The organism is Mycetohabitans endofungorum, from assembly GCF_037477895.1.
Lineage (GTDB): Bacteria > Pseudomonadota > Gammaproteobacteria > Burkholderiales > Burkholderiaceae > Mycetohabitans.
In genome coordinates this window covers 1,958,773-1,982,520 of sequence record NZ_CP132744.1, presented here as the reverse complement: position 1 = coordinate 1,982,520, position 23,748 = coordinate 1,958,773, and the positions used below count along the sequence as shown (strand labels likewise).

The following is a 23,748-nucleotide window of genomic DNA, read 5'->3' as shown; positions in this document are numbered from 1 at the left end:
GACCGGTTTAGGTCACCTTCATTCGCTGAAGCTTGTTGTACAGTGTCTTGGGACTGATGCCAAGCAGTGTCGCTGCACGATGCCGGGTGCCACCCACCGCATCGAGCGTGGCACGGATCAGCATCTCCTCGACATCGGCAAGCGGCGTGCCGACCGCGATCTGCACCTGGTGGTTCGACCGCGAACGGCTAGTGCGGCCGCCTTCGTTGTCCGGCGACAAGCTTTCGATCATGTCCTCGGATGCCTGATGTGAGCGCTCGATCACGTCGCGCAATTCGCGCACATTGCCTGGCCACTCGTATTCGATCAGCTCGCGCACGCACAGCGGGCTGAGCCGCTTGACCGAAGCGTGGCGTTGATTCAGCACGTCGACGAAATAAGTGGCCAGCAGTTCGATGTCCTCGCCGCGCTCGCGCAGCGGCGGCAATGTCAATGGTGCCACGTTCAACCGTTGCAGCAGGTCGGTGCGCAGCGTGCCGCGGGCCAGCGCCTGCTGCGGCGATTCGACGGTGGCCGCCACCACCCGGAAGTCGGCGCTCAGATCAGTGGTGCCGCCCATCCGGCGAAACGTGCGCGCCCCCAGCGCTCGTGCGAGTGCCTCCTGCTGCGCGGCCGGCAGCAGATCGACACGGTCGATGAACAGCGTGCCGCCGGCTGCCCGCTCCAGCACGCCGGCTCCGCTCGTTTCCGCCCCATCAAATGCGCCGCGCTGGTGACCAAATAGCATGCTTTCCCACGGCTCAGCGCCTGCGTGACTGGCCGCCGCGCCGTCCAGCTTCACCAGCGGGCCTTTCTTGCGACGGCTCATCTCGTGCAGCGTTCGCGCAGCGATCTCCTTGCCGGTTCCCGGCTCGCCAACAATCAGCACTGCTGCCTCCGTCGGCGCGATACGCTCGATCGTGTCATAGACCTGTTGCATTGCCGCACCGCGACCGATCATTGAACCAAAGCGGCCGACGCGCCGCAATGCCGCACGCAGGTTCTGGACTTCCTCGGTAAGCTCGTATGGGCGCGGAATGCGTGCCAGCAGGCTGCGCAATCGCGGGATATTGACCGGCTTGAGTAGATAGTCCCAAATGCCGTGGCGCAGCCCTTCAATCGCGCTTTCCACCGTCGCATTACCGGTCATCACGATGACCGGCGTCACGCCGTCCGGCTGTGACGGCAGAGAATGCAGCACGTCCAGCCCGCTGCCGTCGGGTAGGTTCAAGTCGACCAGTACCACATCGGGAATGAACCGCTGCAACGCGGCGCGCGCTTCTGCGAGCGTGGCTGCAGTGTCGACGGAAAAACCATCGGTACTCAGGATGGCCGACAACCCTGACAGGCTGTTAGGGTCATCTTCAACGATCAGGGCGTGTGGCATAGCGCGACGAGGGATTATCTGCGGCGAATTTTTGAGCGCTGCGTTGGCGGTTCGGGGTGAGCATGCTTCGTGCCAATTCGTCGTACTTTACCAATCAACGCGTTGCCGTAACAGGGTGAGCTGCGCATGTTCTCAATGCGGCAAATTTTTCCCGTTTGGCGCGTAAATTTTTCCACCGCCGTGCAGCAGTGTCGCGTCGCGTTGGCTCCCGTAACTCCCCCGTAAACAAAAAAGCGCTCCAGTCGGAGCGCTTGCGTTGTGGCATTGAGAACGTTCGAGGCGCTGTTACGCGCGGCTACGGTACTCGTGTGTACGCGTGTCAATCTCGATCTTGTCGCCGATGTTGCAGAATAGCGGCACTTGCAATTCGAAGCCGGTAGCCAGCTTGGCATTCTTGAGTACCTTACCGGACGACGTATCGCCCTTGACCGCAGGTTCCGTATAGACGATTTCGCGCACTAGCGTGGTCGGCAACTCGACTGAGATCGCCTTGTCGTTGTAGAACACCACTTCGCACGCCATGCCGTCCTCGAGATAGTGCAACGCATCGCCCATCATCTCGCTTTCGACCTCGTACTGGTTGTAGTCCGCATCCATGAAAACATACATCGGATCAGCGAAGTACGAATAGGTGACCTCTTTGCGGTCGAGCACGACCACGTCGAACTTGTCATCGGCCTTATACACCGACTCGTTGCCCGCGCCGGTCAATAGGTTCTTCAGCTTCAGCTTGACGACCGCGGCGTTGCGGCCCGACTTGTTGTACTCGGTTTTCTGTACAACCATGGGATCGTTGCCGATCATTATGACGTTGCCCGTACGCAGTTCTTGAGCGGTCTTCATAACACTGTCCTGTCCGATAAATGGGTATGGCGAATGGCTGACGGCACGCCCCCACATTGGGCAGTCCGGCAGGCAAGCCTAAGCTCTTGAAAACCCATCATTTTAACGTATTTTGGGCAAATGCGGCCAGATGCCCGGCTAGATCACCAACAGCGGCCAGCTCGTCCGCCCATGCGTGTGCACGTGCCGCAAACGCTTCCCGGTGCTGGATGAAATCGTGCCAATCGGGCAGGCCATGCATTGGATTGCCGTTCCATGCGTGCCAGAAGCGCGTCAATGCGTCGCGCGCGCGCGGCTCCAGTGCCGAGCCGATATGCGCGAGGGCCGCGTCCAGCTTCGGCAGATGCGCATCATCCGCCTGTGGATAGATGTGCCAGACGAACGGCTTGCGTGCCCATTGTGCGCGCACGAACGAATCCTCGCCACGCACGAAGTTGATATCGGCGCTCCACAACAGTCGGTCGTAGCCGCGCTGGTCGGTGAACGGCAACGCATACGCGCTCAGCGCACCTGCGCTCGCGCTGGTGCCCGCCGCGAATGCGCGCGGTCCTGCGCGATGACCGAAAAACCGCGCTACGGAGCTGGAGACCCGCCCCTGTGGAACCAATAGTACCAACGGATCCGGCGCATCACGCCATTGCTCGAGCAGCGCGTCGAGGGCAGGATTCTCGTAGGAGAACAGCGATACGACCGTGGCGGCCGGATCGGGCTGCGGCAGCCCGAGCGCCGCCCACCAGCCCGCCCGTTCGGCCGCCGATTCGACGAACGCGCGGCGCTGCGAGTCCAGGTCTTGCTCGCGAAGCACGCCGCCAGTGTGGGCGTCGAGGCCGGGGAAGAAGAACGTCTTGGTCAGTGCATGGCGGGGATGAGGCGACGCACGCAAGTGAAAGTTCGCCACCCAGTCTTCCGACGACAGGTATTCAAGGTTGATCCAGGCTACCCGCGATGAGCGTTGCGCCATCGCAGCAACGTATGACGCTGGCAGATCGCAGGCGAATGCCTCGATGACGACATCGGCGATGTTCAGTGCCGCCGCGCCAGGCCCAGCGAACTGGGATTCATGCCAATGTTCGATGGCGACACCGGCCAGCACTTGCCGCTCACACTCGATATCCAACCCAGGCGCCAGACGCGCGAGCGTGGTCAACTCATCGATGAACAGACGCACTTGCCAGCCGTATTCATTCGCCAACTGCCGGGCCAGCCGCCAGCAGACGCCGGCGTCGCCGAAATTGTCGATTACCGTGCAGAAAATGTCGCATGTGAGCGGCGCACGCGCGTCGGCAAGCAGGGCGGGGCAGGAGGACATGGGACGCGCGCGACGCGCAGGCCGCTTGGCGAATGATCTAAACTGCTTATTTTAAAGCACAGATCCCGTGCGCCGCACGGGACTGATCCGGTATTGGCTACATGACTGAACCGTCTGCTCCTCCGACCGTTGCCGAGCCCGACGCGGATTTTGACCCTAAGCGTGTCATTGCGCAGCTGCCGCACCTGCCCGGCGTGTATCGCTACTACGATGTACAAGGCGCCGTGCTGTACGTGGGCAAGGCGCGCGACTTGAAAAAGCGTGTATCGAGCTATTTCACGAAGACGCTGGTCTCGCCGCGCATCGCGTTAATGGTCCAGCGCATCGCGCGCATCGAAACCACGGTGACGCGCTCCGAAACAGAGGCATTGCTGCTGGAGAACAACCTGATCAAGGCGTTGACGCCACGCTACAACATCCTGTTTCGCGACGATAAGTCGTATCCGTACCTGAAGCTCACTGGGCATCGCTTCCCGCGCATCACGTCCTATCGCGGCGCCGTCGACAAGCATAACCAGTATTTTGGCCCGTTTCCAAGTGGCTGGGCGGTGCGCGAAAGCATCCAGATCCTGCAGCGCGTATTCCAATTGCGGACCTGCGAGGACTCGGTCTTTAACAACCGTACCCGTCCCTGCCTGTTGCATCAGATCGGCCGGTGCACTGCGCCTTGCGTTGGCGCAATCAGTGACGAAGACTATGCGCGTGATGTGACCAACGCGGCGCGCTTTCTGCAGGGGCGTCAGCGCGAGGTAATGAAGGAACTGGAGGACAAGATGCATGGTTACGCGGCCGAGTTGAAATTCGAACAGGCGGCCGCGGTACGCAACCAGATGAGTTCGCTGTCCAAGGTGCTGCAACAGCAGGCGATCGAGGTTGGCACCGAGCGTGGCAGCGGCGATGCCGACATCCTGGCGGTGGTCGCACAAGGAGGGCGCGTATGCGTGAACCTAGCCATGGTGCGTGGCGGCCGCCATCTCGGCGACAAGGCTTACTTCCCGTCCCACGTCGAGACCGCGTTGGCCACGCCGGACGAACTGCCGGAAGCCGGCAATGGGTCGGAAGTGACGACGGTCGCCATCCCGACACCCCGCGCTGAGGCAGCTGCCGATGTCCTGTCGGTGGACCGTGACACCCAGAAGGCGGCGCGGGATGACATCGAGGCAGCGGTGCTGGATGCGTTCATCGCACAGCACTATATCGGCCACCCGGTGCCGCCAGTGATTATCGTCAGTCATGCGCCGGCCACGCGTGAGTTGGTCGACGTGCTGGCGCAGCAGTGCGGGCACAAGGTCACGCTGATCCGCCAGCCGCAAGGCCAGAAGCGGGCATGGTTATCGATGGCCGAGCAGAATGCACGACTCGCGCTCGCCCGGCTGCTGTCCGAGCAGGGTTCCCAGCAGGCCCGCACGCACGCGCTTGCTCAGGTGCTGTCGATTGACCTGGAGGACTTGTCATCGTTGCGTATCGAGTGTTTCGACATCTCGCACACGATGGGCGAGGCCACCCAGGCCTCCTGTGTCGTCTATCACCATCATAAGATGCAATCCGCCGAGTACCGGCGCTACAACATCACGGGGATCACGCCGGGCGATGACTACGCCGCCATGCGGCAGGTGCTCACGCGGCGCTATGAGAAGATCGTATCGCAGTTGGCCGGCGCATCATCGGCTTCGCCGGCCGACGTGCAAACGGCTGGCGGCGCCGCGCCCGCCCATGACGCGCAACCCACGGCGCAGGCGGGCGCGGTCGCGGGTGCTGGCGTGCTGCCGCATATCGTGCTGATCGACGGCGGCAAGGGACAAGTGGAGATCGCCCGTCAGGTTTTCACGGAACTGGGACTGGACGCCAGCATGCTGGTCGGGGTCGCGAAAGGTGAGGGTCGCAAGGTCGGTCTTGAGACCCTGGTCTTCGCGGACGGGCGGGCGCCGCTCGAGTTGGGCAAGGAGAGCGCCGCGCTGATGCTGGTCGCGCAGATTCGCGACGAGGCGCACCGCTTTGCCATCACCGGGATGCGGGCCAAGCGCGCCAAGGCGCGTTACAGCTCGCGTCTGGAGGAACTTGAGGGGGTGGGGGCGAAGCGACGGCAGCGATTGCTCGCGCGCTTTGGCGGGCTGCGTGGCGTGATGTCTGCCAGCATCGATGAATTGGCCAGCGTCGAAGGCGTGTCGCGCACGCTGGCCGAGCAGATCTACCGTCAATTGCACTGAGCATGGTGGCCGGCGCGCGCGAGCTGCTTGCTTGTGACGCGCCGGATCACGCGGCACAATGGCAATTTTGCGCAACCTTTCATCACCAGTTCGCTTCGATGCCTTTCAATTTACCGATTTTCCTGACGTGGCTACGGATCGTGCTGATCCCGTTAATCGTTGGCGTGTACTATCTGCCGGACACGATGTTGGTCGCGCAGGACAAGAACGAAGCGGCTGCGGCCATCTTCATCCTGGCGGCGTTGACCGACTGGTTCGACGGATTTCTTGCGCGCAAGCTAAATCAGACCTCGGCATTCGGCGCCTTTCTCGACCCGGTCGCGGACAAACTGATGGTGACCGCCGCATTGCTGGTGCTGGTGCACTTGATGCGGCTCGATTCGGCCATTGCGCTGGTGATCGTGGGCCGTGAGATCACGATTTCTGCGCTACGTGAATGGATGGCGCAGATCGGCGCATCCAAAAGCGTCGCTGTCAATTCGCTGGGCAAGTTCAAGACCGCGTGCCAGATGATCGCGATTCCGATGCTGCTGTATTACGCGCCGATTGGCGTGCCGGGGCAGTTCGCGATCAACACGCGCGTTGTGGGCGAGTGGCTGATCTATTTGGCGGCCGTGCTGACGATCTGGTCGATGCTCTATTACATGAAGCTGGCCTGGCCGCAGATCCGCGATCGGGCCACATGATAGGGTGGAGCGGAGCGGGCATCCGTGCTGATGGCACGGATATTTTATCGGCCTCTATCCTTGACACTGCGCGCCACTTTCAGCATAATCTCGAACTCTGCTGAACACGCCAACGCGTGAACGGCGACAGCATCGTGCGGGAGTAGCTCAGTTGGTAGAGCGCAACCTTGCCAAGGTTGAGGTCGCGAGTTCGAGACTCGTCTCCCGCTCCACGACGCACAGTAGTTGATGCTTGCGGGAGTAGCTCAGTTGGTAGAGCGCAACCTTGCCAAGGTTGAGGTCGCGAGTTCGAGACTCGTCTCCCGCTCCAGGTGCCATGGCGCGATAGCAAAGCGGTTATGCAGCGGCCTGCAAAGCCGTTTAGGCCGGTTCGACTCCGGCTCGCGCCTCCAGACAACCCCCTAGTTTTCAAGGGGGTTTTTTGTTTGTGCCACAGCCGCGCGAGCCTGTTTAAGGTTGCCGTCCTCGAGTTCGTCAATAAGTGCGTTCGCATAGAGTCCTCCATTGAGATCGGTTTGGGGACATGTACGACTCATGCACGCTGGGACGGATGAAATGATCAAATGGAGTTTCCGGCGCTTCGTCGAGTTGAGCGCGGCTGACGTCTACGACATGTTAGACGTGCGCAGCGAGGTCGGGCCATCCACTCGCGGGTTACCTCCGGGTGCTGTCCGCCGCGCAGCACGATGATTGCGCCGATTGTGTCATCGGCCGCGTGCTGACGTCGCCGCGCCATCGCGGCAATGGGTTGGGCCGTGCGTTAATGGCCCATGCGCTTGACCAGATCGGCTAGCGCTGGCCCAACACGGCTGTGCGACTGCATGCACAGGCACACCTGCAGCGCTTTTACCTTGGGTTCGGGTTTAAGCCGATCTCCGACGAGCATGATGACGATGGCATTGCGCACGTCTGGATGCGCCGCCCCTGACCGATGACTACCTTCGCATCAACAAGAACGCCGCTACAAGCGCTGTCCTGACCAAACAGGTTTTTGAAGCGTTGTCCGAGTTCCGCGACCAGGTGCGGCGGTTCCAGCGTTTCTCGGAAAACGCTGCGCAAAGTGAAGGCATTACGCCACTGCAATACCTGCTGCTGCATGTCGAGGGTTTCCCGGGTCGCGAGTAGGCAACCATCGGCGAGTTGGCCGAGCGGCTGCAAGCCCAGCCGCATGGCGTGGTGGCGTTGGTCACGCGCTGTGAGGCGTTGGAATGGGTCAAGCGCGTGCTGCTTCATCTTGCGTCGCTGCGTCGCGCGAACACAGCTCAACGATGGGGCTGCGTCAGGGCGTTTGCTCAATCAGACGCTTCAAGTCGTCGGCGATCATGTCTGCGGAGTCGGATGCGGTAGCGAGCAGACGCGCGCGGCCGGTACGATCGAACACATAGATCGCCGAGCTGTGTGTGACCTCGTAATTTCCGTTGCCGTCGGGTTTCTCGGTCTGATACGCGACGCGATAGCGTCGCGCTAGATTAGCAATCTGTTTTTCGGAGCCGCTCAGTCCGACCACGTGCTGCGGATCGAACGCCTGCACATAGGTATGCAATGTCTGCGGCGTGTCTCGGTGAGGATCGACCGAAATGAATAGAATGCGCACGTCGCGGGCATCGTTGCCCAGTTGCTCGAGAACCTGCATTAGCCGGGCCATGGTCTCTGGGCATACATCCGGACAATGCGTGTAGCCGAAAAAGACTAGCGTAGTCTTGCCGGCGAACGACGCGCCGGACACGGTCTGCCCATTGTCCGCCTGCAGCGAAAAGCCGAGATCCGGCAGGTGGCCAGAGACGTTGGTCAGTTTCCACTGGCCGTCATCCCGCATGCACGCCGACAATGTAACCGATAAGCCGACGCACGCGGCGAGCACGGCGTGGCGCAGCACCGATTGACGGCGGGGCGCGCGCGGAATTCGCATACGCGATCGAGGCAACGGGATGGACATCGGAAAACGGAACAGGGGTAGGGCTTGGCGCGGAGCGTATCGACGCATCCACCGAATAAGATACTGTAGCGCATTTCGTTGCGCACGGCGACCCATGCACAGCGGTGGGGCAATATGCCGCGTGTTGCCGTTGCGGTAAGATGCCACGACAATAGGGTCGGACGATGCAGCAACGTACATGATGCGCGTCGAGGGTTCATCGTCCTGTGCCGCCGTCTCTTTAATCCAAACTATCCGTTCGATGCAACGCTTATCCGATTCATTGGCTGCACTGTCTCGCGTCAACCCGCTCGATGCAGCATTTTTCTTCGATTTCGACGGCACGCTGGTTGAACTGGCCGGGGCGCCGGATCGTGTGGTCGTTGAGCCGGTGCTGATCCAGTTGCTGGATGGGCTGCGGCAAGCGTCGCATGGCGCGCTCGCGGTGGTGTCCGGGCGCGGCATCGACAGCATTGACACGCTGCTCGCGTCGGACGCACTGGCAAACCTGCCCATCGCGGGGTTGCATGGCGCGGAGCGGCGCGATGCGAATGGCGACGTGCTGCGTGTGGGGTTCAACGATCCACGACTCGCGCGCATCGGACGGGAGCTCGAGCGCGTAGTCAGTGACAATCCCGGCATGCTGCTCGAGATCAAGGGCGCGGCGCTGGCGCTGCACTATCGGAATGCGCCGGATCGAGAGCGGGTGGCACGACGCGAGACCGAACGGTTGTGCGTTGAATACAGCGACGCGTATGTGCTGCAGCCCGGCAAGATGGTGTATGAAATCAAGCCGAAGCATGTCGACAAGGGGCGGGCGATCGCGGCATTCCTCGACGAGCCACCGTTCGTGGGTCGCGTGCCGGTTTTTGCCGGTGATGACCTGACGGATGAAAAGGGCTTCGACGTGGTCAATGCGCGCGGCGGCGTATCGATCAAGATTGGTGACGGCAATACGCGGGCCGGCACCAGACTCCCTTCTGTCGCCGCGTTCCGCGATTGGCTCGCAACGCTGATTAGCGCGCGGCCGTCGCACGCATGAACTGCCGGATGCACGGCGACGACCTGTACGGTGCCGCATGAGCCGGTTGATCATCGTGTCGAATCGGGTTGCGCCGATTTCCGAGGGGGGACCCGCCGCCGGCGGATTGGCGATCGGCGTCTATGATGCGCTAAAAGAGACCGGCGGCATGTGGTTCGGCTGGAGCGGTGACACGCAGTCCGGCCCGATCGGGCCGATCAAGCTCGACGAGCGTGGCCCGGTGACCTTCGCGACGATCGCGCTGTCCCGGCGCGACTACGAGCAATACTACCGCGGCTTTTCGAACGCGGTGCTGTGGCCGACGTTCCACTATCGCTGCGACCTTGCCCATTTTGAGTGGCAGGAGTTTGACGGCTACTGTCGGGTCAACCAATGGCTGGCGGATCAGTTGGTGCCGCTGATCCGGCCCGATGATGTGATCTGGGTCCACGACTATCATCTGATTCCGTTTGCCGAGGCACTGCGTGCGCGGCACGTGGCAAACCGTATCGGCTTCTTCCTTCATATTCCGTTCCCGCCCGCGCAGTTGCTGTTGACCGTCCCGCCGCATGAGAAACTGATGCGGGCGTTGTGTTGCTTCGATCTGATTGGTTTTCAGACTGAAGGGGATTTGCGCGCATTCGTCGACTACATCGAGCATGAGGCACATGGGCAGGTCGAACACCGCATCGACGCCAGAGTATGCAGCGTGCGGGCGTATGATCGCACGCTGCGCGCCGGCGCCTATCCGATCGGTGTTTACCCGGATGAGATCGCGCAATTGGCCGCGGCTGGCGAGAGCGCTAGCTATGTGCGCAATCTGAAGGCAACGCTGCACGAACGGCAACTGATCATGGCCGTGGACCGGCTGGACTATTCGAAAGGGCTGGTGGAGCGGTTTCGTGCGTTCGAGAAGCTGCTCGAGACGACGCCTGCGCGCCGCAACCAAGTGTCATTCGTGCAGATCGCGCCACCGACCCGCGCGGACATGAATGCGTACCAGGACATCCGGTTGCAGCTCGAGGCGGAAGCGGGCCGGATCAACGGACGTTTCGCCGAATTGGATTGGGCGCCGATCCGCTACATTCACCGGCAGTACGAGCGACAGGTACTGGCCGCGTTGTTCCGGATATCCGATGTCGGCTACGTTACGCCGCTGCGCGACGGCATGAATCTGGTGGCTAAGGAGTATGTGTCCGCGCAGGATCCGGATGATCCAGGCGTTTTGGTGCTGTCACGCTTTGCCGGCGCCGCGCAGGAACTGCACGGTGCGTTGATCGTCAATCCTGCCGATCTCGCGGGCATGGCTGAGGCATTGGATCGCGCGCTGAGCATGCCGCTGGCTGAACGGCGGCAGCGTCACGCGGATATGATGACGCAGTTGCGTGAGAATAACGTGTCTGTGTGGCGTGATCACTTCCTCGGCGACCTGCGCTTGCCGGCGCCGGGCGGAGGCTGATAGCGAGCGCGCCGTCAAAGAGGGTGGCAGCGACGCACACGCGGCGGCGTACACCAGCGACGCCCACACGCAGCGGTGGGTTGACTGCGCGGGCCGGGCCCTGCCAGAGATGCGCCAGTCTCGTTGCCAAGGACGCGCCAGCTTCGTTAAGCGTGCTCGACGAGTCGCAATTCGTGGTCATGGACCGCTGCGCGCCCCGATTGCTTGATCAATAGGTCTCGATACGGGCCGGGTCGGTTCTTCAGCTCGTCCGGCGTGCCATCGTCGATGACCTTGCCCGCGCTCATCACGATGATGCGGTCAAAGTTCTGCAGTGTCGAGAGCCGGTGCGCGATCGCCACCACGGTGCGGCCCCGCATCAGCCGGTCCAGCGCCTGCTGGATCGCTTCCTCAGAGGCGCTATCCAGTGCGGACGTTGCTTCGTCCAGCAGCAGAATCGGGGCGTCTTTCAGGATGGCGCGTGCAATCGCGATGCGTTGACGCTGTCCACCGGAGAGCTTGACGCCACGGTCGCCGACGATTGTCTCGAACCCCTCCGGCATCGCCTCGATGAAGTCCGTGCAGCGGGCTTCGCGCGCTGCGGCGAGCACTTCCTCGCGAGACGCATCGGGCCGGCCATAGGCGATATTCTCATACACGGTTCGATGGAACAGCGAAATATCCTGCGGCACCAGCGCAATGGCACTGCGCAAGCTGTCCTGCGTGATGTGTGAGATGTCCTGTCCGTCGATCCGGATCACGCCGCCCTGCGGCTCGTAGAAGCGCTGCAGTAGCGCCAGTACGGTGGACTTGCCGGCGCCAGACTTGCCCACCAGCCCGACTCGCTGACCTGGTTCGATATGCAATTCGAAATGATCGAGAATCGGGCGGCGTCGCGGATACGCGAACGTGACCTGCTCGAAATCGACGCGCCCCCCATTCGTGCTTAGCTCGATGGCGTCGTTGCGGTCGGGCATGTCATGCGGCTCGAGCAGCGTCTGTACGGCTTCGGACAGCCTCGCCACGTGCTGCGTGATATCCACCAGCGCGACCGCGAGGTCCCGCGTGCCGTGCAGGATCGTGAAGCCTAGCGAGCTTACCAGCACGATGTCGCCGGGGGTTGCCTGCCCGCGCGTCCATAACCACAGTGTCCAACCGAGCAGCCCGGCCGAGAGCAGTGCCGTGATTACCGCGTGCAACAGCCGTAGCTTCTCCAGGTACAGCAGGCTTTGCTGGCGTGCGGTCATCTCGGCGCGCACGGTCATGCCGAAGCGCCGCTGCTCGCGCAGCGTCATGCCGAAGGCGCGCACCAGCGCCATATTGCCGATCACGTCGACTAGTTCGCCGTCCACTGACGCGGCGTGTGTCGCGAAGGCCTGGTGACGCGCGCTGCCGCGTTGAGCCAGCTTGAACAGTACGATCGCCAGCATGGCGGAGGCTACTAGCAGTGTGCTGGCCATCAAAGGGTTGACCGCGAAGATCATCACGATCGCACCGCATACGGCGATACAAGGCGGCAGCACATTCCACGCCATCATGTTCTCGGCCGTGTAGACGGCATTAGACGTGGCCGTGATGCGGCTGGCTAGCATCCCCGGCTGTTTCTCGGCGAAATAGGTCGGCGAATGGCCGCTCAGATAGCGGAACAGGTCCTTGCGCAAGTCGCCTGTGACGACGACGAACGTATGCGCGGCGATCCAACCGCCGACCCGCCATAGTAGGTTGTCGGCGGCAATCAAGCCGACCAGCAGCCCGAACGCGCCCCATAGCTCGAGCGGGTGATGGCGGCCGTGGCTGAGCACATCGATCAAATGCTTGATCGCATACTGCGACGCAAGCGCGCAGCCGACTGCTGCGAGTACGCTTGCCAGTACGGTGGCATGTGCGACCGGATGATGCCGGATGTAGCGAAACAGGAACGCCAGTGGCCGATGGGCGTAGCTCGCCAGCCGCGTATTGCGCGCATTGCGTTCGGCCGTGGTTAGGCGCTCGATCTGGTCGGGGTAAAGCGTCGAATCGGTGTTTGCCATGGCGAGTGCGGTGGCCTCGAACAGTGGTGACCTTGGCAGACGGACTGCCAAAGACGGGATTGTAAACGCGCCGGGAACGGTTCAGTCGGGCGATGTGCGAATCGGCAGGCCAGGGCACGTATGGCGATGGGCCCAGACGGCAGCCGATCGGGCGTGGCAAGCAAACGACATCCCATGTCCGTAGGTGAGTGTATTTTAAGATACAATGACACGTCAGCCTGCGATAAGTGACAGCGCGTTGTATTGCGTTGCGTTAACTCGCGCGGCCTGACCTCCGGCCCGCGTTGCCAGCCCTCTACACAATCTAAAACAGCCTTTTAGAACAAGACTTAGCAAAGTGTATCAATACTGTAACAAGGTAAAGACTTTGAAAGGCAGGCCTGGATTTGTGCTATGCGGCATCGATAATCGAGTTCGGCTCAGCCCCTAGGCAGTTTTGCCAAACAGTCAACGGCTTGACGTTTTGAGCGTTTATGGCTTGCACACCGTCGGAAGGCGATGGCATTGAGCGCGGCAGACGGATCAAACCGAGAGACTGTACAACCGTACCGCACCGTTGCAGCAAGACCGGCACGCGCTTGCGCCGATGGCACAGGCGGGGCGGTCCGGGTGGCAAACTGGGTGGCCCGAGCCGTATTAAACCGAAGCAGTCACTTCGCCGGACTTTTTTAGGAGTTTACCGACATGCGAATCGCTCAAATCGCGCCGCTGCACGAGGCCGTTCCCCCAAAGCTGTACGGTGGGACCGAGCGCGTCGTGTCCTATCTCACCGAAGCGCTGGTTGAACTCGGACATGATGTGACGCTGTTTGCCAGTGGGGATTCGCAGACGTCGGCCAAGCTCGATGCGGTATGGCCGCAGGCGTTGCGACTGGATCCGTCGATCCGCGACACGATGGCGCCACACATGTTGCTGCTCGAGCAGGTGCGCCGACGGTCGGAAGAGTTCGATGTACTGCATTTCCATATCGACTACTACCCGTTCCCGCTGTTTTCGCGCCAGCCGGTGCCGCATTTGACGACATTGCACGGCCGGCTCGACTTGCCCGAGTTGCAGCCGATCTTCAACGTGTTCGACGACGTGCCGGTTGTGTCGATCTCCGACAACCAGCGCAACCCGTTACCGCAGGCCAATTGGCTCTCGACCGTGCATCATGGTTTGCCCATCGATCTGCTGACGCCGCGCACCGACATCGAGCCGAGCTATCTGGCTTTCCTGGGTCGTATTTCGCCGGAAAAGCGCGTGGATACCGCGATTCGGATCGCCCAGCAATGCGGCATGAAGATCAAGATCGCCGCGAAGCTCGATAAGGCCGATCGCGCATATTACGACGAACAGATCAAGCCGCTGATGTCGCTGCCGCACGTCGAGTACATCGGCGAGATCTCGGAAGCCGAGAAGGCGCAGTTCCTGTCGGGCGCGCATGCGTTGCTGTTTCCGATCGACTGGCCGGAGCCGTTCGGTCTGGTGATGATCGAGGCAATGGCTTGCGGCACGCCCGTGATCGCATTCAAACGCGGGTCGGTGCCGGAAGTGATCGAGAATGGCGTGTCGGGCTTTGTCGTCGAAGACGAGTTGAGCGCAGTCGCCGCGGTGAACCGGCTGCACACACTGTCGCGCGCCGGCGTGCGGGCGGCATTCGAGGCCCGTTTTACATCGAAGGTGATGGCGCAACGCTACGTCGATGCGTACGAGGCACTGCTGCGCCTCAGCCGTCGCACGGTGCTGCGCGAAGTCGCCGCCGGCTAAGCAAGCCACATCGGGCCGGTTAGGCGAGCCCGCTGCCTCCCTCCAATGCCTACGGCTGTCGATGCCGTGGGCGTTTTTGTTTGCGTGGCGATTGCCGCGTTGCACCGTAAGAGTCCTTATAATGTGCCGCTGGTGCAATTGCGACGGCCTGCAGGGCGGCTGTGCGACAAACAGGAGAGTAACTTGCCGAAGGTGATGCAGCCGAGCCACCATACTGTGCCGGGCGCCGCGACGATCTTCGCGCTGCGCGCGATCGGGCTCGCGTTGCTTGCACGCTGGTTGCACTCAATGTCGCAAATGGGCTTCGTGCCCGTGTTGACTGACATTGCGTCGTCACCATGGGCATGCCTGAACGTCATCCTGCTGTTCCTGCTGATCACGCTGCCCGGCGCGCAGGCACGGGCTGAGCGGCCATTCCATCCGTTGCCACAATGGTTGCGGCAGGCATTGCGCTGCTTCTCGCTCATTTGCTTTTTATTTGCCGCATGGTCGATTGGACTGTTTATCTGCGCTGCGGGGCCGAAGGCGGCGCTGCGCGCGATGGCCGACAGCAACGGATGGCTCGCCGTATCGCCGGGGCTATATATCGTGGTGGCGTGGATTTGCCGGCCCCGGCCACTGTGGCGGTCTAATTTTGCTGCGCGGCGCTTTGCGATCGGCCGCTATGCGGTGTCGCTCGACGTCGCCACGCGTACCGTCGTCGTTTGGGCCGAAAGCCGGAGGGTTGGCCAGTACGACGGTCGCGAATTGTCGGTGCGCATCGTCCACGAGCATGTGCCGATCCGCGCATGGCGGCGATGGGTTCGCGCGGCACAGCCTTGTGCCGATTTGCTGTGGAACTCGCCCGCCGCGGCTGGCCACAACCGGCAATTGGTGATGCACGCAGTGCTCAAAAACGATGCGGATCGTACCGCTAGCAGGGCTTTGGAGAAGGCGCTTGCGTCGCTCAATGCTGGGTGATCCCTGTCTGTCAACAAATTGGGTTGAACTGCTAATTGTACCGTCAGCGTGCCTTTCGTTTGATAAGGTAGCAAGCTTGCAAGCCACCGATTGGTTTTAATTTTTCATCGCCACGTGTAACGTGCCTTATTGGACTGCTTCGTCGCGGCAAACCAACATAGGCGTGACGAATAGCGTTGTGACGGGCATACGCTTGCAAGCACGATGCTCTGGTCGGCATAGTGTTATCCGACTCGATTCTAGCGTGTGCGACGCACTGTTGTGTTGTAGCGCGTGCTTTTAGCTAACCTGCGATGTAGCCGCGTCTTACGCTGTGTTTGCCTCTCGTTGCCGAGCTTGCCAATGGACCTTGATCTGAACGCCGCCTTAAATGATTACCGAACCTATGTTTATGCGTTGGAGGTTTATCAAAAACCTTCGGCCGCGTCGATGCCGCCACAACAAAAGCCGGCAGACGTTGCGTTGACTGATTTGCCAGCCGACAGGCCGACTACGTATAACGATTTACCGCCTGAAGTGATCCTGCGAATTGGCAGTCATGTGCCGATCCAGGATGTTGGCAGCTTTGGAGCGGTTAATAGCCAAACTTACTATTTAATGAAGGATCGGCGAACGGTTTGGCGATTCTGGAGGCGTGCTGAAAGGGCTGTTAGCCTTTCGGCGGTAAAGACCATAATTTGGGACCTTAGCGGTCTTATCGAGGATCCCGAGCAGCGGGTCGAACCCATTGAAATGCTGCGGCAACGTCTGATGGCGCTGCCCCGCGCGGAGCGAGTCGAAGCCTTTCAGCGACTGTATTCGGCAGCTGATGGGATACCTAAAGAAGGAGCGCAGATACAAAGGGCAATGATGGCAATGCTCGGTGATTTTCCGATCCCTGAACGTGCTCGGTTGTTCAACTATCTAGGCATTGAGGTGGAACACCGCAGTCCTGATCAGGAAAATCTCTGGCCGGAACTTGCACTCCAGTTACGGTCTTTTCCGCTGACGTCGCCCAAAATTTTAGAAGGTTACCAGTTTATTTTGGCCAAAATGCCAGGCTTATCTGAGTCACAGCAGGCAGAGCTGATTCCGGTCTTGGCTGATTTGCTGTTCCAGTTTTTGGACAAGTATGGGTACGCTAACACGCTCGTTTCGCAATTGTATGCTGAGTTACGCGAAAGGATGTTTCGGCTGTCAATGCCATATCAAGGTGCATCGATCGGCGCATTAGCGGCGGTCGTATCGGCATTGCCGGAATCCGAGCGGCCTGTGCGCTACGCGGAAATGCGCAATGTGGCGATGGCATTGCCTGACGAACCATGGAGCACTGCACTCCACGGTTTATTTTTAGGATTGCTTGCGTTGCCTAACCATCGGTATGCTGATGAAATGCGTGTGCTGGAGCGAGGATTTGCACGCGTGCCGTTGGCGCAGCGCACGCAGGTGGCAGCTGGCTTGCTGGAGTGTGCTTTTCTCATGGATGACACACTATCTAGGCAGGTTTGGCAACAAGCGCTAGCCTTGCTCAATAGTGCCGACGAAGAACAACTATATCGAGTTTTCGAAGTGCTCAAAAGGAGGGGTATTATTCTCGCTCAGATGTCCAATGCTAAACGAGACTTAGCGATCAGCGAGATTATATCGTATATGAAATACAACAGATTTTCCGAGCAGGGATGTACCCGGATTCTCGACAATTTAGGGTATGGCAAGGCCTTTGCCCGAGAGTAACCTGGATCCGGATGGTTGCGCTGCACAGCTCGCTATATTTATTGCGGGAGCCGTAAGATTTTATCGCGATTCGAATTTGATCTGCTCTTAGGGTCGTTGCTTTTCCTAGAGCGACGATTCTCTTTTTATCCAGCCCATGCTGGATATCAAAGTTCTGCGGATCGGGACGGTATGGGAGCATACTTCCACTCCTTCAACTTGCGCAGGACCACTTGCGTAATGCAGCGCTTCGTAATTCCATAGTTGACGTCGGAATGCGCGCACGTGGCCGTGTGCTTCACGTCAGCATCGCAAGGGCGAGGTCGTGCGAAGGAGACGCATGTATGAAGCTGGTCGGGATCGCGGCAAAATTACTGAACTTCGAAGACAAGGAACCGGTTAGTTCGGTGTTGATATCACAGCCATACAATGTGAAGGGTCGCGTACATGGCGAACTGGCAGGGCTTGAACGACTACGAAAAGCATCTGTTCAGCCGGAGGCTGGCTCCATCGACAAAAAATTGAGCCAAGCAGAAGAGCAGCCGGTGCCCGGTCCTTGGCAGGCGCGGCAGTTACAAGAGAAGTATGCTTTTTTCGATGTCAAATATCATCACCAGCAGCATGTGAATATGTGTGGCGACGCAAGCGCAGCAATGCTGTTGAGCTTCTTTGGAAAGAAGCCGGTTGATTTGGACAAAAACCCACGGCGTTTATGGGAGGGCTTGAACTCTACTCAACTGATGAATCTATTAGAAAGCCACGGCTTCCGGGTCTCATCAATTCCGATGCCGCCCCGATTTGAGCGGCATCCGAAGGATGGGACGACGAAGGGAGGTTGGGAAAGCGCACAATTATGCTCGCTGCTTAATGGTTTCGGCCCAATTATCTGTGGCGGCCGTTGGCCAAGGCATATGTCCGGCCATTGCATATTGTTAATTGGAGCAACGGAAAATACAGTCGTTTATCATGATCCATGGAGTGGAGCTAAGCGGACTAGAACCTTGCAGCAGTTCAATGGTTTTTTAGATTGGGACGATCCCAATGCAATGATCGTGAGCGATAAAGGGTTAGCCGCGATGCACGATATACCGCTGAGCTAAAACGCTTAAAATTTGCCTTGCTAACCATGAACCGTGCGCCTGCACGAGTGCGCCCGAATCTCCCCGTACGCCCGTTCGGAAATATCCTCAAAAAACAGAAAACGAGCCGGGGCTAGAGCGTGTTAGGCAGTTTTGGTCAGAGTTGTTACCCTATCGGGATGACAGAACGCAAGCCTTACCCGACAGAGGTATCGAACGAGGAATGGAGCTTTGCCGCTCCCTACCTGACTTTAATGACTGAAGACGCACCGCAGCGTCGATACGAACTGCGTGAAATGTTCAACGCGCTGCGCTGGATGGCGCGAGCAGGTGCATCGTGGCGTATGCTGCCGACCAACTTCCCGCCGTGGGAACTAGTCTACCAGCAAACGCAGTGTTGGCTGAACGCGGGTTGCTTCGAAGCGATGGTCAACGATTTGCGTTCGGTGCTGCGCGTGGCGCAACAGCGCCAGGCGCAGCCCAGTGCAGTTATCCTGGATGGACGCACGTTGCAGTCCACATGCGAAAGCGGCCCGCGTGCGGGCTACGATGGTCATAAGCGCAAGCGAGGCAGCAAGGTTCATATGGCGGTGGACACGCTGGGCCTGCTGCTGACGGTGCACATTACGCCGGCCAACGAGCAGGAGCGCACACAGGTGGCCGAGCTTGCGCGTCAGATTCAGCATGTCAGCGCTCAGACAGTGAAACTTGCATTGGCTGACCAGGGCTATACGGGCGACACGCCTGCGCGGGCTGCTCGCGATGAGGGCATGGAACTGCAGGTCATCAAACTGCCCGAGGCAAAGAAGGGCTTCGTGCTGCTGCCACGCCGCTGGGTGGTCGAGCGCAGCTTCGCCTGGCTTAACCGGTTTAGGCCACTGGCACGCGACTACGAGCGCCTGCCCGAAACCCTGGCCGGCCTGCATTTCGTCGTTTTCGCTATGCTCATGCTCGTTCATGCTGTACCCATTATGAAAAATGCATAACATGCTCTAGTTGATTCTATTGATGGTGTACTGCAGCTATCATGCGAAAAATCCGATTCTTGACGGCGCACGGGTGGGATAAAAATACCCAACATCAGGTATTTCAGTGCGCTTAATGAGTGGATTTTGGCGGATTGATGAAAGATGGAAAGCTTGGTTCTTCTTAGCCCTTGTCTTATAGTGGTCTTTATCTCATTAATTAGTCTACGTACATGAGGGCAGAGGCTTTATGCCCGGGCGCGTAGCGAGACTGTGGTAGAACGATGGGATGCTTCCGGGACAGGCGTATCTTGGCGCTTGGTTCCTGTTTCATAGAAGTGCTGTCTGGAGCGAATAAGAATGACGAAGTACCCAGTCTCACACAAATGGCGTCGTACCCATGCGACGCACCCGCTTTCTCTTCTTTCTAGTCCCCAAGCCGCTTATACACCGCACGCTATGTGATGTGTCCATGGCACGTCATTGTAACGATTGGCATTGAGGTGCGGATACGTAGGTCATCATCGTTGGGATGATCCGATTTCGACATAGCATTGTGTGCTAGAGCGGTAAACGCTTGTGTTTAAGGGCGGCTACCCATTTGATGCATCTGGCTTGACCACACGTAACCGGTGAGTGCGTGCTAATGGGATGAAGTGTGTTCCAGACCCACAATAATGGTGACACCACAGCCTTGCCGGTCATGCCTGTATTTTTGTGCTCAGTCAATGCATGGCTGCGATCCGCGGCGATTGTTTGAACCTGGTACACAACATAGATTACAAATGGAATGGCGCCACCGGCTGTGTTTTGCTTACGTGGTGTGCTGTAGCGCTAGCTATACGCGGTCTCCAAGCCTGTCGTAACGGTGTGTCTGACTGGAACGTACGGTCACGGCTGCCAACCAACATGGTTCGCGCTATGCGCGTAACCAAACTACCAATAAAGGAGTCCTATGGACACATTAACCAGCCGCTTAATCGCCCGCGTCGAGCAACTGCATGAGCTTCCCGAGGAACTGGCCAAGCTAGGCTACCACTCAGTGTTCGATGTGGTGCATGTGCCGCGCGAGCGGTTTATTCGCCTGCATCGTAATACGTTAGGTCGCCGCGCGGAAAAGATGTATGACTTGGCCATCGGCTATGCACATCAAGTCGTCCACCATTTTCGGTATAACCGTGTGACCCGCGCGGTCAAATCGACGTTACGTGGTCCGTTTTCGGTGGCCGGGCCGGATTTCAAAAATCAATTTCAAGACACAGATTGGCAGGAAAAAGCGCCCAACGGTGCGCTTGAGGCGAATGATGGGCCGGCTGCGTATTTGACCCACCTCTATGCATTGGCTCTTAAGCAGGAAAAGACAGACGATAGTCAGCTGATGAACACGTTAGCTGATCGACGTCCGGATCTAGGTGAACTAAAGGTGGATGATGCCGCGCTCAACGAAGTTATTCCACAGCTGCAGCTTGTCAACGAAATCCTTGCGGCAGCAATCAAAAAGAGTCCTGATGCGATCAAAAAGAGTCAGCTTGCAAAAATTCAAAATATAGAACAATCGAATGGCCTCGACACGGTGAATGAGTTGCTGGCCATCACCCGCTATCCAAACAATTTGCCGTACCACTATGGGCATCAGCAGATCCAGGCTGCCCAATCGGTGCTAGGCTTGACGTTGCAGGAAGTGCTACTGCCGCACACGGGCTCTTTTCCGCGGAGATTTTGGAACGTTACTGACGCGTTGCTGGAGAAAGATGTCGAGGCTTTGAACCGCCTGCAGATCATGGCCAGTCAGCTCGCACCGGAACAGCAAAAAATTATTATAGAAAAAACTTCTGACTGGTCTAAGTTTTATCAGGAGAACTATGGAGAAGCGTCTCTACATGCTAATAGCTTTGCTGACATGGACGTTTTCACTGCTCGTACTGGCCTTACTGTACCGCAGGTTGAACAGTTGCTGTGCACGACGGCGGGTGGTGCTACGGTTGTTTTGTCTGAGAACTTTAAGGAGAAGGATAAAGTTGTTGGACAGTATACGTATGGTGCGTGCTTTATCCATGCTGGCGAAATCCCGAGCATTGCCATGAGCAAAAAAGACTCCGGGGCGCTCACGCTCGACGACTCGGCTTTGACTGACGATAGATTGGACCGCATCAATCGAATCGTGCGGTTGCAGAAGTGGCTCGAGCTGCCGTATGAAGACGTCGATTTGCTCGTAACTTCCGCGATGCGAGCCGAGGGGGAAGCCAATAACGCGTTGTCGATGAACGTCAACACGCTGCGCATGTTGGGAGTATTTAAGCATTATCAGACGGCCTATGGCGTGTCGGCTAAGCAGTTTGCTGCGTGGCTTTATGAGGTGACGCCCTATGCGATTTCACCGAATACACCGTTTTTCGACCAAGTGTTCAATGCAAGTGGCGCGTTCGATACACCATTTGTGGTCGACGATCAAGACTTCGACTATACATCAACGACCGGGGAAGATGGTGCACGGGTTCAGCACATCAGCACGGCACTGGGCCTGAGTCGTCGTCAATTCCTGCTGTTGGCTGATAGGATCGCCTGCCAGTACGGCGATGTCATTGAGTCTAAGTTGACCTGTAGCTTGTCGATGGTGTCAGCATTCTACCGGCTCACCACGCTGGCGCGCACGTTGGGCTTCAGTGTCGAAGCTTTTTGTGTGCTGCTCGATCGGTTGGATAACGGCACGGGCGGGGCGGCAGCCTGGAAACACAAAGGCGCGCTTTGGCAACAGTTGGCTAGGCAACCGTCCGTCAAACAGCTGGCACAGTTTGACGCAATTACCAGCGATGTCTTATCCCTGCTGCAAGCTTTGAGCACGGTTGCGCAGTGGCAGCATCAGCATCAATTGCCGATGCAAGCGCTGCAACTGCTGACGCTTCCGCCTGCAGGCTACTATGGCGTCGTTTCCACAGGCGATCAGATGCAGCGCGTCTCCGTTGGTTGGAAAGATCTCCTCTATGACAGTGGCACAGGTGAATTGACACTTACTCAACAAATTAAATTTCGCGGAGGCGAGCGCGCTAAGACCGATGGGATTTCAGTATTTCAATATACGCTTCCCAACGGATTAAGCCGAAATGGTGACTTGAATTGGCAAGGGGAAGCTCTTAAAGATGCGGTTCTGCAAAACGACAAGTACGATGGCAAAGGCGCTAACAGTGACAGGCCGATCGATTGGCCAGGTACGTGGTTGTATCCTGATAAAAATAAAACGTATGTTCTCAACATTCCGCTCAAAGGGAAGTTTAAGGATATTTCTAAACTAAATGTGTTGTCGTCAACATTAATAATACATAGTTATAATTTTAATACCACCTTGACTTTTTCTGAAGGTGCGATACTGACAGAAAATATGGGGTTGGCCGCGCAAGGTACGACCGATCAGCTGAACTTTATTCAGCAGGTATGCAATAGCCTGACGAACACCTTTGTGGATGCTGCACTACTGAATCGCAGCGGCGCGCCGGTGGTGGATGATAAGAACCAAGCCATTGACTGGCTTAATTTGTTGTCCCCCGGTTTGCTCGACCTGGATGTTGTAAAGGACCATAGTGGCCACAGCAAGCCCAGGTATGGTTTAGTGAAGGACGTAGAAATTACCGAGGAGACGGTAGGCGCGGTACTCAACGCAAAATTTTATGATAATGGGAATGCCCAACCGGTTGGTGGTAAGCAGCCTCTTTCTAAGCAAGCTCAAATCCAAGCCAGTAAAGCGTTAACCAACACGCTGATTCAGGCACAACAAGCCCAATATGGGGTGGCGATAGGCCTTTTGGCCCAATCGCTAAACGTCAACCAATCGCTGCCTGCATTGCTGCTGCGCTGGACCGGGCAAAGCGTCTACAGCTGGCTAAAAGACACCTGGGTGCTAAATAACAACAATGACGCAAAACTCGAGACAGCAGCCGATATTCCAACAGACTATCTGCGTCAATTGCGCGAGGTGGTACGCTGCGCGCTGCTTACTACGCAGTTCGCGCTCAGCCCCGCGCTGGTACAGACGCTATTGGACCATCCGGAGTATTTTGGCTTCACCAAAGAAAACGTTAGTCGCATCGACTTACAAGCACTTTACCTGCTTAGCCGCTACCATGATCTATTAACCCAAGTAGGTGCAGTGCATGGCGGTACCGAAGACGATGTGCTGGCCTATTTGCGAGCTGCTAATGCGACTCCGCCATTGAACAACACAGAAGCCGCTAAACTGTTGGCGCCATTGCTAGGGTGGGAGCAAAATGAAGCGCTGCACGCGTGCGACATGTTTGACGGCAAGGTCGCTAAAACTATCGCACAACTCGATACGGTACTGCGGCTGCAACAAGCTCAAAAGCAAACCGGCCTGAGCGTACAGCAGCAGCGGCAAGGTTTTTTATTGAATCGAGACAGCGCTTATGAAGACTGGCAGAGCGCGGGCCGCGCGCTCGTCACCGGGGTATCGCATCTGAAAGGTAATCTCTGATAAGA

General features: G+C 58.4%; 15 protein-coding genes, 3 tRNA genes and 2 pseudogenes. 15 read left to right on the top strand and 5 right to left on the bottom strand.

Translation table 11 applies throughout. The features are described 5' to 3' along the window. Positions 1–7 precede the first annotated feature (7 nt). The 3 genes from RA167_RS08555 to earP form a co-directional block, all read right to left on the bottom strand. Positions 8–1,366, bottom strand: coding sequence for a sigma-54-dependent transcriptional regulator (locus tag RA167_RS08555; protein ID WP_076785220.1), 1,359 nt, complete (start codon positions 1,364–1,366; stop codon positions 8–10). 285 nt (positions 1,367–1,651) lie between these two features. Beyond that, positions 1,652–2,209 (bottom strand): elongation factor P, encoded by a 558-nt coding sequence (gene efp, locus RA167_RS08550; protein ID WP_076785219.1) that lies wholly within the window; start codon positions 2,207–2,209, stop codon positions 1,652–1,654. Between the two features lie 97 nt (positions 2,210–2,306). Further along, positions 2,307–3,518, bottom strand: coding sequence for an elongation factor P maturation arginine rhamnosyltransferase EarP (gene earP / locus RA167_RS08545; RefSeq protein ID WP_076785218.1), 1,212 nt, complete (start codon positions 3,516–3,518; stop codon positions 2,307–2,309). Between the two features lie 101 nt (positions 3,519–3,619). Between earP and uvrC the strand changes: the two genes are divergently transcribed. The 7 genes and pseudogenes from uvrC to RA167_RS15665 all read left to right on the top strand — a co-directional run bounded on the left by uvrC (position 3,620) and on the right by RA167_RS15665 (position 7,758). After that, positions 3,620–5,725 carry an excinuclease ABC subunit UvrC gene (gene uvrC / locus RA167_RS08540; protein ID WP_076785217.1) on the top strand — a complete coding sequence of 702 codons (2,106 nt, stop codon included), beginning with the start codon at positions 3,620–3,622 and terminating at the stop codon, positions 5,723–5,725. 98 nt (positions 5,726–5,823) lie between these two features. Further along, positions 5,824–6,411: a CDP-diacylglycerol--glycerol-3-phosphate 3-phosphatidyltransferase gene (pgsA, locus tag RA167_RS08535; RefSeq protein WP_076787289.1), complete on the top strand. Its 588-nt coding sequence runs from the start codon at positions 5,824–5,826 to the stop codon at positions 6,409–6,411. A gap of 136 nt (positions 6,412–6,547) precedes the next feature. After that, positions 6,548–6,623 (top strand) — tRNA-Gly (locus RA167_RS08530). Positions 6,624–6,645: 22 nt separating this feature from the next. Then, positions 6,646–6,721: transfer RNA gene (locus RA167_RS08525), tRNA-Gly, on the top strand. Positions 6,722–6,729: 8 nt separating this feature from the next. Then, positions 6,730–6,803 (top strand) — tRNA-Cys (locus tag RA167_RS08520). Positions 6,804–6,945: 142 nt separating this feature from the next. After that, positions 6,946–7,339: pseudogene (locus tag RA167_RS08515) on the top strand (GNAT family N-acetyltransferase). A 17-nt stretch (positions 7,340–7,356) separates the two neighbouring features. Next, positions 7,357–7,758: pseudogene (locus RA167_RS15665) on the top strand (MarR family transcriptional regulator). Here the strand turns inward: RA167_RS15665 and RA167_RS08505 are convergent. Next, positions 7,691–8,320, bottom strand: a complete 630-nt coding sequence (locus tag RA167_RS08505; protein ID WP_235090157.1) for an SCO family protein — start codon at positions 8,318–8,320, stop codon at positions 7,691–7,693. The pseudogene RA167_RS15665 and the gene RA167_RS08505 sit on opposite strands and share 68 nt — an antisense overlap. A 268-nt stretch (positions 8,321–8,588) precedes the next feature. On the opposite strand from RA167_RS08505, the gene otsB reads away from it, so the two are divergent. Together otsB and otsA are read left to right on the top strand one after the other, a co-directional pair. Beyond that, positions 8,589–9,368, top strand: a complete 780-nt coding sequence (gene otsB, locus RA167_RS08500) for a trehalose-phosphatase (RefSeq protein WP_076785215.1) — start codon at positions 8,589–8,591, stop codon at positions 9,366–9,368. Between the two features lie 37 nt (positions 9,369–9,405). After that, entirely contained in the window at positions 9,406–10,806 is a 1,401-nt protein-coding gene (gene otsA / locus RA167_RS08495; RefSeq protein WP_076785214.1) for an alpha,alpha-trehalose-phosphate synthase (UDP-forming), read from the top strand. Between the two features lie 146 nt (positions 10,807–10,952). Here otsA and RA167_RS08490 read toward each other — a convergent pair whose 3' ends face one another. Beyond that, entirely contained in the window at positions 10,953–12,815 is a 1,863-nt protein-coding gene (locus tag RA167_RS08490) for an ABC transporter ATP-binding protein (RefSeq protein WP_175972404.1), read from the bottom strand. 684 nt (positions 12,816–13,499) lie between these two features. On the opposite strand from RA167_RS08490, the gene RA167_RS08485 reads away from it, so the two are divergent. The 6 genes from RA167_RS08485 to RA167_RS08460 all read left to right on the top strand — a co-directional run bounded on the left by RA167_RS08485 (position 13,500) and on the right by RA167_RS08460 (position 23,743). After that, a complete protein-coding gene (locus RA167_RS08485) occupies positions 13,500–14,564 on the top strand; it encodes a glycosyltransferase family 4 protein (RefSeq protein WP_076785213.1) in 1,065 nt (354 codons plus the stop codon). Positions 14,565–14,759: 195 nt separating this feature from the next. After that, positions 14,760–15,524, top strand: coding sequence for a hypothetical protein (locus RA167_RS08480; RefSeq protein WP_076787286.1), 765 nt, complete (start codon positions 14,760–14,762; stop codon positions 15,522–15,524). A gap of 342 nt (positions 15,525–15,866) precedes the next feature. Further along, positions 15,867–17,237: a hypothetical protein gene (locus tag RA167_RS08475; RefSeq protein WP_076785212.1), complete on the top strand. Its 1,371-nt coding sequence runs from the start codon at positions 15,867–15,869 to the stop codon at positions 17,235–17,237. Between the two features lie 323 nt (positions 17,238–17,560). After that, positions 17,561–18,316 carry a papain-like cysteine protease family protein gene (locus RA167_RS08470; protein ID WP_076785211.1) on the top strand — a complete coding sequence of 252 codons (756 nt, stop codon included), beginning with the start codon at positions 17,561–17,563 and terminating at the stop codon, positions 18,314–18,316. 158 nt (positions 18,317–18,474) lie between these two features. Continuing rightward, positions 18,475–19,281 (top strand): IS5 family transposase, encoded by an 807-nt coding sequence (locus RA167_RS08465; protein WP_076785210.1) that lies wholly within the window; start codon positions 18,475–18,477, stop codon positions 19,279–19,281. Between the two features lie 934 nt (positions 19,282–20,215). After that, positions 20,216–23,743 (top strand): Tc toxin subunit A, encoded by a 3,528-nt coding sequence (locus RA167_RS08460; protein WP_076785209.1) that lies wholly within the window; start codon positions 20,216–20,218, stop codon positions 23,741–23,743. The last annotated feature ends 5 nt before the right edge of the window (positions 23,744–23,748 follow it).

Coding starts and splice junctions, on each gene's coding strand:
- otsB (WP_076785215.1), top strand. CDS start 8,589: ATGCAACGCTTATCCGATTCATTGGCTGCACTGTCTCGCGTCAACCCG.
- earP (WP_076785218.1), bottom strand. CDS start 3,518: ATGTCCTCCTGCCCCGCCCTGCTTGCCGACGCGCGTGCGCCGCTCACA.
- efp (WP_076785219.1), bottom strand. CDS start 2,209: ATGAAGACCGCTCAAGAACTGCGTACGGGCAACGTCATAATGATCGGC.
- RA167_RS08485 (WP_076785213.1), top strand. CDS start 13,500: ATGCGAATCGCTCAAATCGCGCCGCTGCACGAGGCCGTTCCCCCAAAG.
- uvrC (WP_076785217.1), top strand. CDS start 3,620: ATGACTGAACCGTCTGCTCCTCCGACCGTTGCCGAGCCCGACGCGGAT.
- RA167_RS08475 (WP_076785212.1), top strand. CDS start 15,867: ATGGACCTTGATCTGAACGCCGCCTTAAATGATTACCGAACCTATGTT.
- RA167_RS08505 (WP_235090157.1), bottom strand. CDS start 8,320: ATGCGAATTCCGCGCGCGCCCCGCCGTCAATCGGTGCTGCGCCACGCC.
- pgsA (WP_076787289.1), top strand. CDS start 5,824: ATGCCTTTCAATTTACCGATTTTCCTGACGTGGCTACGGATCGTGCTG.
- otsA (WP_076785214.1), top strand. CDS start 9,406: ATGAGCCGGTTGATCATCGTGTCGAATCGGGTTGCGCCGATTTCCGAG.
- RA167_RS08555 (WP_076785220.1), bottom strand. CDS start 1,366: ATGCCACACGCCCTGATCGTTGAAGATGACCCTAACAGCCTGTCAGGG.
- RA167_RS08460 (WP_076785209.1), top strand. CDS start 20,216: ATGGACACATTAACCAGCCGCTTAATCGCCCGCGTCGAGCAACTGCAT.
- RA167_RS08465 (WP_076785210.1), top strand. CDS start 18,475: ATGACAGAACGCAAGCCTTACCCGACAGAGGTATCGAACGAGGAATGG.
- RA167_RS08480 (WP_076787286.1), top strand. CDS start 14,760: ATGCAGCCGAGCCACCATACTGTGCCGGGCGCCGCGACGATCTTCGCG.
- RA167_RS08490 (WP_175972404.1), bottom strand. CDS start 12,815: ATGGCAAACACCGATTCGACGCTTTACCCCGACCAGATCGAGCGCCTA.
- RA167_RS08470 (WP_076785211.1), top strand. CDS start 17,561: ATGAAGCTGGTCGGGATCGCGGCAAAATTACTGAACTTCGAAGACAAG.